This window comes from Ruegeria sp. HKCCA5463 (assembly GCF_013034175.1).
GTDB lineage: Bacteria > Pseudomonadota > Alphaproteobacteria > Rhodobacterales > Rhodobacteraceae > Ruegeria.
This window is the reverse complement of the sequence record NZ_WQFL01000003.1, coordinates 302135-314509: the sequence shown is the minus strand read 5'-3', so window position 1 is coordinate 314509 and position 12375 is coordinate 302135. Positions and strand designations below refer to the sequence as shown.

Annotated in this window: 8 protein-coding genes; 3 read left to right on the top strand and 5 right to left on the bottom strand. The window is 51.7% G+C overall.

Annotated elements, in window-relative coordinates; genetic code table 11:
- Positions 1-540: 540 nt before the first annotated feature.
- Entirely contained in the window at positions 541-885 is a 345-nt protein-coding gene (locus GOW09_RS09765) for a hypothetical protein (protein ID WP_253284222.1), read from the top strand.
- Between the two features lie 11 nt (positions 886-896).
- Here the strand turns inward: GOW09_RS09765 and GOW09_RS09760 are convergent, their stop codons facing one another.
- From GOW09_RS09760 to GOW09_RS09750, 3 genes are all read right to left on the bottom strand, one after another.
- On the bottom strand, positions 897-3641 hold the full coding sequence (locus GOW09_RS09760; RefSeq protein WP_171117778.1) for an AsmA family protein: 2745 nt from the start codon (positions 3639-3641) through the stop codon (positions 897-899).
- A 112-nt stretch (positions 3642-3753) separates the two neighbouring features.
- Positions 3754-5316, bottom strand: coding sequence for a murein L,D-transpeptidase (locus GOW09_RS09755; RefSeq protein ID WP_254442714.1), 1563 nt, complete (start codon positions 5314-5316; stop codon positions 3754-3756).
- A 192-nt stretch (positions 5317-5508) separates the two neighbouring features.
- Complete coding sequence (locus GOW09_RS09750; RefSeq protein ID WP_254442713.1) at positions 5509-6210, bottom strand: AraC family transcriptional regulator; 702 nt, start codon at positions 6208-6210, stop codon at positions 5509-5511.
- Positions 6211-6633: 423 nt separating this feature from the next.
- Between GOW09_RS09750 and GOW09_RS09745 the strand changes: the two genes are divergently transcribed.
- Positions 6634-8013, top strand: coding sequence for an amidohydrolase family protein (locus GOW09_RS09745; RefSeq protein WP_171117773.1), 1380 nt, complete (start codon positions 6634-6636; stop codon positions 8011-8013).
- Positions 8014-8243: 230 nt separating this feature from the next.
- On the opposite strand, the gene GOW09_RS09740 is transcribed toward GOW09_RS09745, so the two are convergent.
- Complete coding sequence (locus GOW09_RS09740; RefSeq protein WP_254442712.1) at positions 8244-9119, bottom strand: aminotransferase class IV; 876 nt, start codon at positions 9117-9119, stop codon at positions 8244-8246.
- Between the two features lie 358 nt (positions 9120-9477).
- Here GOW09_RS09740 and GOW09_RS09735 point away from each other — a divergent pair, with 358 nt between their 5' ends.
- The gene (locus GOW09_RS09735; protein WP_171206960.1) at positions 9478-10263 is read left to right on the top strand and encodes a hypothetical protein; all 786 of its coding nucleotides are present in this window, start codon (positions 9478-9480) and stop codon (positions 10261-10263) included.
- Positions 10264-10412: 149 nt separating this feature from the next.
- Here GOW09_RS09735 and GOW09_RS09730 read toward each other — a convergent pair whose 3' ends face one another.
- A complete protein-coding gene (locus tag GOW09_RS09730; RefSeq protein ID WP_174829385.1) occupies positions 10413-12179 on the bottom strand; it encodes an adenylate/guanylate cyclase domain-containing protein in 1767 nt (588 codons plus the stop codon).
- Between the last annotated feature and the right edge of the window lie 196 nt (positions 12180-12375).

Here is a 12375-nt window from a genome sequence, read left to right as displayed (position 1 = left end):
AGTGCTGATATATCTGCCATAATGTAAATTATCAGGAGAACGCCGTTGTAGTGGCGCTCACTTGTTCCAATCTACTCTCCTATTGAAAATAAATCGCTGCGGGTTTGCATTCCCCTAAGGCAGCTCTGTGGGACCAAACTCCAGTTCGCCGTCGCGCGAAGCTCTAATGACCGCTCTGCGCAGAAAGCGGACTTTGCAAAGTGCAGCGCACTGCTCAAAGTGGGCAATCCTTCCAATAGCAGCGTATGCGGCTTTGAGCTGGAAGAAGACTTCACGGTTGCGCTCTAACAATTTGTGTCCTGGTGAAGCTTTTCCTGTATAGTTTGATTGATCTTCTTTGATCGGTAGGATGGGTAAACCTTCAAGACTAATCCGGGGTCAAAAATGTACAGATATGTGCTGACAACGTTGGCTTTGTGTTGTGCAAGCTTACTTCCTGCTGCTGGTATGGAACGGTGGGGTGAATCCGGGGACTGGACAATCCTGATTGATCCCGAAAAGGGCAACGGCTGTCTTGCTTGGAAACCCTTTGAAAATGAAATGACCGTTGAAATCGGCGCGGCACCCAATCAGGCTGGTGGCTTTTTTGCAGCCTTTAATCCGGCCTGGGTTCAAATCGAGGACGGGGCGACCGGGGTCGTACAGTTCGACTTCGGTGATGCGAAGTTTGAAGGCGAAGCAGTTGGAGTCTTCAAGAATGGCGTTCCAGGTGGCTACGCCTTTTTCGACAACCCGGCATTTGTAACCGAGTTCGGAAAACGCCAAAGCGTCACGATTATTGGCGAAAGCGGGGCCGAGGTGGAACTTGACCTCAGCGGGTCTGCCAAAGCCATTGAGGCCGTTCTGGGGTGCCAGGCCGAACAGCCAGAACCACTGAAAAACTAGGTAGCGTCCAATTATTGTAATTGATTGATGTCTGGCACACAGGGTTGCCTGTCGGCAGGCATAGCATCAGCGCCTTCAGGGGCCTTGTTTCTAGACCCACCCACATCCAGCTTGAACTTTGGCGACGAAAGCTGGCCCGTCACATCAAAGGGCCAGGCGCTTCGGGATAGGGGTTTGCCAACGCGACGGGGCTCTGCTCTGATCGCTATGTTATCGTTCAGCCAGTCCATATGTCCCTTGGCCACCAGCTGAACCGATCCCGTTTCAATGACGATGGAGTTTGAACTGACCCGTCCTGCTAGGATATCAACCGGGGCGACCACGCAAGTGATGTCGGTGTAACCTTGTCGGAACTCCTCTGAAAACAGCCATGGGAAGATACCCAGCCCCGCCAGCTCCAGCAGACTGGTACTGATGTAGCCCTGCGACATCGACAAAGACGCATTACCGCGCAAGGAGTTGATGAAGGCCTTGCCCGAGGCGGTACTGCCAGAAACGTTGAACTCACCGCTCAAACGCCCGTAGGCATCAATACCTATGCCCAATTCATCAAGGATCTCACCGAATTCCCACCCCGAGGTTGATCCCGACAATGAAAGCCAATCGGGTGAATCAATCAGATCCATGACTGCACGCAGGCTGAAGCTTCCGCCGCCATAAGCCATCTGAAGAGGTCCGAAATCCACGGTTCCGTCTTTGGCAGACAATTGGCTTGAAACAGATGTTACGCCTTGCTGGCCTATAATCTCTTTGAAGTCGATCTGTACTTCGACGTCAGCTTCTGGCAGAACACGTTGTACATCCAAAAGATCGGCAGGTTTCCCTTTCTCTTTTGGCAACACCAGGGGCTGAACGTCTGTCTCCTTCGGCAAAACCAAAGGCTGAACTTCGGCTTCAGGTTTTTGAGAAGTCTCGCCTAGCAGGCCCTTCAGTTGGTCCAGCACGGCAGTCAGGTTCTTCAGGTCGTTGAGATCGAGCCTCTCGCTCGCAATGTTGCCACGGACAACGGATGCACCTTCGGGAAACCGCGCATCCAAAGCAGCAAGAAGATCGGAAGACCCGGCTTCGAACTTGATTGCGGCATCAAAGTCTTCGCCCTGCCTGGAGGTTTCAGCATCGATAGCGAGTGCTCCGATTTCGACAGGTTGCAGCTTGAGCGCGGTCAGAAACTGGGCGCTGTCGTCGACGTCCAGTTTCACATCGAAATCGAGACCAGCCAGCCCTTTGAGCTCGTTGACGGATAGCGCAAGATCAAGCGCCCAGAGATCAGTGTCGTAAGTAGCCGCGTTAAACCTGTTGAGTGAAACCGGCCCGCCCGCATTGGATATGTTGAAATCGGCCTTGATGCCGCCGAATTGGTCAACATATTCGTCATCGAGGTTGGGCAAAATCAACTTGGCGGGCCCGTTCAGCACACCATCGAATGTTACGTCCTGAAGCTGAAGCAGATCGAGGATTTCACCTTCGGCTTTCAGGACAGGCTCTTCAATTGGACCGGCTTGCAGCGCAATGCCCAGCATGGCGAGCCGTCCGTCTGGCATGCGGCGAATACTTTCGATGGATGCTGGGCCGATTACGTCCAACCCCTGGTCAAATGCATTGGTTTGGAACAGCAACTTCTCGAATTCGAAGGAAGCCAAGGATCCGACCATATGCATTTCAAAGCCCGTGAACTTCAGTTCCTGTATACTTTTGGCTGCAGGCGGCGGCTGTCCTTCCGGATGAAGTCGCGCGTTGAAAAGCAGATCGACGCCCTGAGCGGTGTAGAGGTCATCTATTGAACCTTCAGCTTCGAGTTTCTGCCCATCCTCCAGGCTTACAGTTGTTGTAAACGCCTCGATCTTCAGAGCGTCCTGAGACACGAGTTCAGCCTGCAACTGGCCATTGCCTTCCAAAACGCGTTCCAATCCAATGACATCTAGAAAATCACCGAATTCACCGGTGTCCATCTCCAAGATTGCGCGATAACCGCCACCTTCGTCTTCCGAGAAAGGCTCACCATCGTAGCTTACGGTCATTTCGCCAAAACTGGCTCGCGTCGTAAATGGCGCGGCGTGTGGGTAGTCGCCTTCGATTTGGAAACCCTGACCGTTGACGGAGCCGGAACCGGAGACCTTCGTTCTTTGTCCATTATCCACTTGTTCGAGCGCGAGTGACTGGAGATCAAACACAAATGAGAAGCCCGAGACCTTGTCGTCGATGTTTAACCCAATTGATGTGAAGCTGACGTTCTTGTCGCTAAGGTAATTCAGAATCCCACTGCCTTCCATACCGCTCTCATTGATACTATCAGCTTTAGCGACGTCTTTTTGATCATCCGCTGATACAGTTTCCTCGGAAACGGGCTTGGGCGTTGGCTCGCCTTTTCGCCAGCTTGTGGTGCCGTCTGCGGCTGTAAGAATATTTGCTTGGAGGCCGTCCACCACGAGATTGTCAAAGTGCAGATGCCCATTGGTCAAAGCGGCAACGTTCAACTCCAGTTCCAACAGGTTCAATGTCACAAGTGGTGACTCCGGCATTGTCTGGCTCGGGATGACCACCCCACCGACGTAGATGTGGCTAATGCGGCCAAGCGCGACGCTTACATCATCGTTGACCAAAAGGGGCTGACCAATTTGTTCCGAAAGAACTTGCTCAACAAGGTCGCGCCGCATGTCCGAGAACATCGGAGCAGCAAGCAACAACCAGACAAAAGCGATCGCAGCGAAGACGAGAAATGTAACCAGCCCAACTATTCTTACGAGCCAAACCCTCATGTGCTCCCCTATCGCAACTCACACTGCTTCGAATTTCCGCCAATTGGAAGTCACCAATCCTACTGGCAATTTAGCACGCTTAGAATTGCGCATCTCTTTTAGGATGACGTGTTCATCGGTCCAAAGCCGCAAGTATTCGAGCATCTCGCTCGTAAGGGTCCTCGCGGAAATGAACGGTCCCATCTTCGACCCACGCAGTCCAATAGGTCAAAAGGACCGGCATGGGCTCGGGTAGGTTAACTCGCGTAGTCTTCCCGCTATCCAGGATGGATTGCATCTTTTGCCGGCTCCAGTCCGGCTCTCCCTCCATCAAAAGGCTGGCAAATTCGAATGGATACTCAAGACGCACGCAGCCTGAACTTAGGTTTCGCTCATTTCGGTCGAAGAGACTGCGGTCGTTGGTATCATGCAAATACACTGCGTATTTATTGGGAAACATGAACTTGACCAAACCTAACGCATTGTCTGGGCCCGGCTGCTGAACCAAAGTGACGGCGGGGTTCTTTGCCCCCCAGTTCACAGCGTTGGCAGGAATCGTCTGCCCGTCTTTGTTCCGAACTACGTAATTGTTGCGCGCCAGATAGGCTGGATCCTTGCGGATGCGCGAAAGCTTATCCTTCCGAAAAATCGAGGCGGGAACAGTCCAAGTCGGATTGAATTCCATGTATTCAATTTCATCTCGGAACACTGGGGTTTTTCGGTAGGCTGATCCTGTGATCGACCGAGTGGTCCAAAGCGTCCCATCGGACGTGACCAAGTAAGTACGAGCGCCTGCAATGTTTACCAGCACGAACTCTTCGTCGATTTCGCGCATGAGCCAGCGGCCTCGTTCCAGGCTGAGCCGCAATTTATCTATGCGATCTTCGACAGGTTTGTTGAGAGACGCGAAGGTCTTACCACCAACGACGCCATCTGCCTCCAAGCCGTGACGATTTTGAAAGGTTTTTACCTGTCGCACCAAATGATCGTCATAAACCCAAGCTGGATTTATACCGCTTTGGCTGATTTCTGGAAATTCATTTGTTCCATCGTAGCCTTCTGTCGCTAACCTTTTGCGCAGTTCGGCGACGGCAGGATCCACCATTTCCGGCTTCAGAACCGTTTCTTCGGGGACTGTGTTCCAGCCTCCCTTTGATGCGATAGCTCTGTATTTGCTCAAAGCATCAACGAGCATCGTATATTGCGCGTTGTCGATATCGATGCGTTCAATTAAAGCGCTGAAGCCTTCATCTTGAAGATAGTGGCTCAATACAACGGAAGGGTCTTGTTGTATTACTGGCTTTGAGAAATTCCAAGCGTCGTCTAGCGCATTTGGATCGACTTTTCCAAACACCAAGTGGTGTACGAGTTTTACGGCCGCGTCAGTCGCGAGAATATCGAATAAAGCTCGACTGGAGGCATCGCCATCCTGTGAGGCTTTGAATGCGGATCGAAGCTCTTCTAGTTTGAAGTCACTCGGCGTAAAACCCTGATCAATTGCTCCGTCCAACTCCTCAAAAAGCTCGTCAACCAATTCAAAACTGGTCCAAGCTGGCGTAAATTCTCTGTCCGTATAGAAACGAGGTACAAGGATTTCTGCGTCCAAACTCTTGCTGTTTGAAAGTGTACTACTCGCATTCGTATTTGACTGCAGCAGCGCTTTTATCTGCTCCGAGACTTGGTCTGCTGCGCCCAAGTTAGGGCATGTTATCAGCGTTGCAGTTAGTGCAGTTGCAACCGCTGATCTAAGAACTTTCACCATCCCCTCCTGAATAGTCAATCTATATGTGGTTGCTGCAACATAGGATACTCCAACATTTTGTATAATCAAATCGTAATTTATTGTTCTCAGATTTTGCTCGCAAAGCGGACCCACTTCACGGGCATATCATCGAACATCGAGGTCGTGCTTTAACCGGCAAGGCGACGATCCAAACCAACGGCGACACGCTCGTGTAAACGCACTTGGGTTTTTGTAGCCCAAGTTCTTTCCGATATCTGTTATAGAAAGGCGCCCCTCGGTCAGCCATTGCTCCGCCTGACGCATTTTCGCGCTGTCTACGAGATTTGCTCCTGTCGTGCCGTGTCTTGCAAGTTCTCTTTGAAGCGTTTTGGGATGCAAACCGATGAGTTTTGCAAATCCGTCCAAGCCAGGCCATGCGGAGTAGTCAATCACAGAGAACAAGTCGGTCAAGTCGAGTACTTTTTGAATGGGGCTGTTCGCTTCCGTCGTCTCGTTTCGTTCAAATTTTGACTGCTGCATCAACCAAGACGCGGGGAACGACATACTGAGGCCCCATGCATCGCATTTTTGAACCTGACTTTTTGGAATAAAAGTTGGCGGGATCGCTTTCGGATCAAAGACAAGTACTTCGACCAATGCGCTGTTCCATACTGGCCCCAATCTCGCCTTCAGCATTTCAGACCATGCAACAATATCCCATGCGTCTGCTTGGCCGGGAGGTTGAGAGGCTTGAAGCATCCGGCGACCCATCAATATGGCCCGTCCATCTTCAATCGTCATTGTGTAATTCATTGAAATTTGCACGGCTTCCACAAAGTGAAGCCAAGCAACGAGCAGGTCTCCCAAGCTAGGCGTGTAACTTAAAGTTTCAGGTGGGACGAAACCGTCACTCCAATCAAATTGACTAGCAATCTCTGCGCAAAGATATGGATTTTTTGAAAGTCTGGCGGCACGGTTGGACGCGCGATACACACATGCGCTAGGAATTGGTTGGGTAGGACCAGATAAAACTTCTGACCTGAGTAAGCAGCCTTCCAAGACCTTTTCTCTGTCGGCACCCAATTCGCAAGCTCGACCCACTACCGCTGACAAAAATTTTGACTGCATGACTGGGATCGTCACTTGAGAAGCCTGAGCGCACATATGTCATCCAGATTATCTTTACTGGACAGAGTAAATTGAATTTGTCCTCAAATGACAATAAGTAATTCTCAAAAACCTTGATAGCATGATCGCCACCTTGGATACCTTTTATCCGGAGATCGGAAAATGAACTTTCCCTTTGAGCTGCGTTTCAAGCGAGCACTGTCAAGAAGTGCAGCCTCAGTTATCTTTGCGGGACTTCTTTCCGTTCCGACATTCGCACAAGAGGTTAGCTTTCCGATACTCTTTACTAACGTGCATGTTTTTGACGGCGTGAATGCAGAGAGAATTGAGAACGCGAATGTCGTGGTAGTCGATAATCTGATCGCAGAGGTATCATCTGAACCCCTTGCCGTAGCCAACGCTAAGATAATCGACGGTGGAGGCAGAACTCTGATGCCGGGCCTGATCGATGCCCACGTACATATGGCAATAACGGAGCCTGTGGCTGATCTGAGAGATAACTTTGATTGGATGTATTGGGGCGCTGTTTCCACGTCAGAAGCAGAAAAAATGTTGCTGCGCGGCTTCACAACTGTCCGTGATGCTGGAGGCCCTGCAATTGGACTGCAAAAGGCAATTGATCGAGGAAAGGCAGTCGGACCAAGAATATACCCATCCGGACCTGTGATCTCTCAAACCTCGGGTCACGGCGAACATCGCGTTTACACCGAACCGCACCCCAACTTTATGGGAGCGCAACCTTCATTCTTCAATCAACACGTTGAGTTTCTGGCGGATGGTGTACCAGAAGTACTGCGTGCAACGCGAGAAGCTCTTAGGCTTGGCGCTACGCAAATAAAAGTTATGGCAGGCGGCGGCGTGTCATCTTCTGTTGATCCGCTGCACACCGTGCAGGGCCTGCCTGAGGAGCTTGAGGCCTCTGTTAAGGCCGCGGCAGACTGGGACACCTATGTCATGGTTCATGCATATAACGATGACTCGATCCTGCGTTCATTAGAGGCTGGCGTGATTAGCATCGAACATGGTCAACTCATGACCGAAGTCTCTGCACAGGCGATCAAAGACGCAGACGCATGGATTGTTCCATTTTACTCGTTACTTGGGCTGGACGAAGAAACAGTGGCAAAGGCACTGGGACCGACCGCTGGGGCAAAGTTTCTCAGTGTCCAGGCCGGTGCAAGAAATCAGATGAAGCTCATCAAGGATTTCGGAATAGAAAAGGTCGCATTCTCAACAGACATCATTGGAGACCCGGTTGCGCTTTCGAAGCAGAACGATGAATTCCAGTATCGGACCGAGGTCTGGTCATCTTTTGAAATTCTGGTTCAGGCAACGTCCAAGACTGCTGAATTGCTCGCGCTTTCAGGAAAGTTAAATCCATACGTTGATGGCCCGTTGGGCGTGATATCGGAGGGAGCTTATGCCGATATTCTACTAGTGGACGGCAATCCAGTTGAAGACGTAACTATCCTCGTCGACTACGCGAACAACATCGATTTCATCATGAAGGATGGTGTGATCTACAAGAACGCACTCGAATGAGTGTCGCGCGGGGTGAACTTACCTCGGCACTCCGCGCACCTTTCCAATTGAAAACTCTTCAGATTTGACCGCAGCGATTAGCCACTTTGCCCGCTTCGCGGAGTTAGCAAAGTCTATTTGTGAATGTCTGCTTTGGGCTGCGATCAGCTAATTGTGTAAGACGCATCCAGCAGAGTCATGGCTCCCAAAACTACATTCCACCACTGGGTAAACCCGACACCGACTGACAGCTATTTTTCATCCAAGTATTTTATAACAAACTTGTTGTTCTTTTCGTTGTGCATGTCCCAATAACTCTCGGTGATCTGGCTTGTGATTTGGCCGGGAGATCCATCACCGATATATTGTCCATTCACTTTGGTCACTGGCATGATTCCACCAGCAGTTGAAGATATGAAAACCTCGTCGGCAACTAGGAGCTGGTCTTGGGGTATGTCGACGGCTGAGCAGTCGTTATCTAAGTTCGTGCAAATGTCGAAGACCGTCTGACGAGTGACCCCGAGAAGCACACCGAGCTTTGGTGTTAGGACTCTTCCGTCGATGACGGCAAAAATATTGAATCCGGGCCCTTCAGACACGTTTCCATTTGTATCGACAAGGATCGCCGTGTCGGCGCCTCGGTCGTAAGCCTCATAGAGGCCTCTCACCAGATCCAACCAGTGATAGTTCTTCACAGTTGGATCGACTGAATTAGGTGGAATGCGGACCAATGATGATATTGCTGCATGTAGCCCATGCTTCATCTGCTCTGGATTAGCCACCGATCCAAACGGGATTGCGAAGGCGATGAACTGGTTGACGGCATCACGTGGATCCCGGCTGAATGTTGGGGACATGCCGCGTGTACAAATGAACTCGACGTAGGAGTTCTTTAACCCTGACAGTGCGACGCAGTTGTGCAGTATCTCGATGACCTGTTCTCGGTCATACTCGATTGACATATGCAGCTTTTCCAAACCTGCAAAGAACCGATCAAGGTGATTTTCGAGTCGAAAGAAGGCTCCGTTCCAAACATGGACGACATCATACGTCGCGTCGGAATGAAGTAGCCCATAGTCCAGCACCGAAATCTTGGCTTCCGAAATCGGCAAATACTGCCCGTCCATGAAAGCCACGCCAGGAGGATATGTTTTTGGGTCAGAGTAATGCTCGGAGAGATTGGGTAAAACAGTCATGAATTGAAGCTACCGGAGTGCGGACAGAAATCGCAATGTCCATTTTGGGCTGCGAGCGCTGAAGCATCTATCTGCAATGGAAAGCTCTCAAACTGGGCTTTAGGGCAATTTAGGTTGACAATTCATCTGTGAAATCGCCGAATTTCTTGGGCAACAATCTTGGAGGTGGTGAACGCTCGCCGCTCCGGTCTGCGACTGACACCAAATTAGGAGATACGCAATTTCTATCGACAGTTTTACGGACACTGAGATTGGAAGACACCTGGCCGACGCTGCACGCCATTGCCGCATGGTTTTCTTCACTGGATTACCGGCGTCTGGAAAGTCATTTCTGTTGCGCCAGCAACTATCCATTTCGGTCTCCTTGGGACGTCGCGTACATATCATGCGGTGGGATAAAGGACTCGCGGCGTTTCAGACCGAAGACATACTCGCAAAGTATCCAGATGTTTCAGATGGAACTCATCCGTTGATCCGCAAGGCAGCCGGATTGTGGGGCCGGAGAGCCCTGGCGCGATGGCTGACAGAGACTACCAATCCCACAGACATGATTGTCGGTGAAGTCCCTATCATCGGAAACAGGTTTTCCGAGTTCATCCAGGCGCAGCCGGATCAGGTTGAACCAGCCTTAGCATCCGAGGAAACCACATTCATCTATCCTGTTCCTACAAAGAGCTTGCGTGCCAATCTCGAAGCCATCCGAAGGTCTACGTTTGCGAACCCAAAACATCCCGATGAGGCCAGAGATGCGCCTCCATCGACAATGGAACTGGCCTGGCGTTTGACCTGTGCCAAGGCCGCAGAATTGGGTTTGATCTCTGAGGCGGACAGTCATTCTCCGTACGAGGAGATGATTTATGTGCGGTTTTTTGAGCACCTACTGCAACACCGAAACGCCATCAGAATTGGGGTCGATACGATTTATTCAAATGCCGGGTCAGCCCATGATCTGGGGGCGAATGTTTTAGAGCTCAATGCAAGCCCGGATGAAGTACGGTGTGTAATCGCAGAGGTAGAGGCTGCTTTTACAGTCGAGGAAGCTACCCGAGACGTTGAAAACTGGTATCGGGTGTAGCCTCGTGCAAAAGTTCGCTCTTTGGCGTCTTGGAAACTGCAAAGTCTAACTGTGCATGTCCGCTTTGGGTTCGCGCCGCCGAAAATACACAGCGCAGAGAAACGCGTAATTGAGGCCGCGCTGTTTGGACAAACGAGTTAATGTCGGTGTCAGCCGGTCAAACCTGACGCCCGTAGCCCATCGGCAAGACGTTCAAAATCATCCTGTCGCCGCCACATAGACCGAAACCCGCGGGCAAGGCTATCTACCGTCTCATCCTCAACCACAATACCTCGACTTGTGAACTCATCGTGACGTTCGGTGACAAATTCTCGCAACGCGTCGGAGGCGTCTCGCTCTCGCTCGAGCTGCGCGTAAGACGCGGCGACAAAGGCAGTGGCCAACGAGTTAAGCCGCGCTGCTCCCATTAGAAAACCAAGCACTGCTTCATAGTTACCGTTGAAAAATTCGACCTGCCCCATAATCCAGTCGATGGCAGGCGGATGTAGCGGGTCCAGCGCCATAGCTTCCGAAACTACGTCGCGCGCCTTTTCGTGCTGGCCGAGCAGTAGGAAAGCATAGCCGCACCAAGCCATCGACTCCGCCTCGCTTTCTATCATGGAAAGTGTCTTGTTGAATTGCGCTTCGGCCTCGCTCCACAGTCCGGCGCAGAGATAAGCAAACCCAAGCTGGTCCTGAATGTAGACGTCCCGGTTATCCAGTGCCACGCCCTTTCGGGCGATTTTCAACGTGTGGGCCGGTGCGTCAGCGTCTGCCAGACCAAGCCACAAATCTATGACATATGTATCTGAAAGATACATGTAAGATCGCGCGATGGTCGGATCGAGCGCGACCGCTCGTTCCAACAACACTCTCGCCTTGGCCGTATCTCGTGCGTTCAGGCCGTCGCGCAATGCCTTGCCCTTGAGCATCAGTTCATAGGCCTTCATCTGATCTGTTGGTTTCTGTGTCGAACGGTCGACGACATCGTGCTGGACCCTGCCAGGTAACACTGCGACGATATTTCGGGCCACCTCGTCTTGTACTGCCAGAACGTCCTCCAGTTCATGGTGGTACCGATCCGACCAGAGGTGAGTGCCCCTTCGGGCGTCAGCGAGCTGTACCGAGATTCTGACGAGACTGCCGGCCTTCCGCACGCTGCCTTCAACCAGGTAATCTGCGCTGAGAGCCTCCGCGATTTTGGCCGGATCTGTGTCCTGTGTCCGGAACCTGAAAGACGCATTTCTGGAAACAACCTTAAGCGTCCGAAAACGCGATAAACCCACAATAATGTCTTCCGCAATCCCATCGCTAAAGAATGCCTGCTCGGGGTCATCGCTCATGTTTTGTAGTGGCAAGACCGCAATAGTGGCTTTTCCTGAGGCTTCAGGCCGAGGCGGTTCAGCGCATACTGCGCTTGACCCGCCAATGCGCCAAGCATGTATCGGATCGGCCACGTTCTTTACCGTGTGCTGACCAGTATCCTCCCAGGCGACCGGTATACGGTTCCCGACCACACGGTAAACAGCGTCCGACACCAACACACCGCCGGGCGGGGCAAGCTGCTCCAACCTGGACGCAAGGTTCACACCGGACCCAAAAACATCGCCGTCGCGCATGATGATGTCGCCAAGAGTGACGCCGATGCGAAAGCGAAGCGGGTCGGAGCCCACCACCGGCGAATTTTGCCATTCAACCGCGCAGGAAACGGCATCGACAGCGCTGTCGAAACTGGCGAGCAGACCGTCACCCATCTGTTTGACAATGCGACCGTGATGTCGACCGACAAGCGGAACAGCGGTTTCGTCAATGTACGCTGAAAGGACTTCGAGCGTGCCTTTTTCGTCCCGCTCCATCCGGGCGGTAAAGCCGACAAGGTCAGCAATCAGGATGGCCGCCAGCTTTCGCTCCACGTATTGTCCTCCTTTCTGTTTCATACTGGTCGCTAAGTGTTTAGACTATGCGAAAGTGAACAGGGGCGGTGTCTGATCTTGTCTGAAAGCTGTTTCAGCTTTGGAAAGTGCTGCGATACGTCTGCTTTATCAGCTCAGTGGGCAAACGGCCTTTTTTGTCCTCATCTTGCGAAACTTCATGGCCGCTTTGGGTTGTTGCTATCCATTCGAGTTGAACACC

Coding starts and splice junctions, on each gene's coding strand:
- GOW09_RS09765 (WP_253284222.1), top strand. CDS start 541: ATGACCGTTGAAATCGGCGCGGCACCCAATCAGGCTGGTGGCTTTTTT.
- GOW09_RS09760 (WP_171117778.1), bottom strand. CDS start 3,641: ATGAGGGTTTGGCTCGTAAGAATAGTTGGGCTGGTTACATTTCTCGTC.
- GOW09_RS09745 (WP_171117773.1), top strand. CDS start 6,634: ATGAACTTTCCCTTTGAGCTGCGTTTCAAGCGAGCACTGTCAAGAAGT.
- GOW09_RS09740 (WP_254442712.1), bottom strand. CDS start 9,119: ATGGACGGGCAGTATTTGCCGATTTCGGAAGCCAAGATTTCGGTGCTG.
- GOW09_RS09735 (WP_171206960.1), top strand. CDS start 9,478: ATGGTTTTCTTCACTGGATTACCGGCGTCTGGAAAGTCATTTCTGTTG.
- GOW09_RS09730 (WP_174829385.1), bottom strand. CDS start 12,179: ATGAAACAGAAAGGAGGACAATACGTGGAGCGAAAGCTGGCGGCCATC.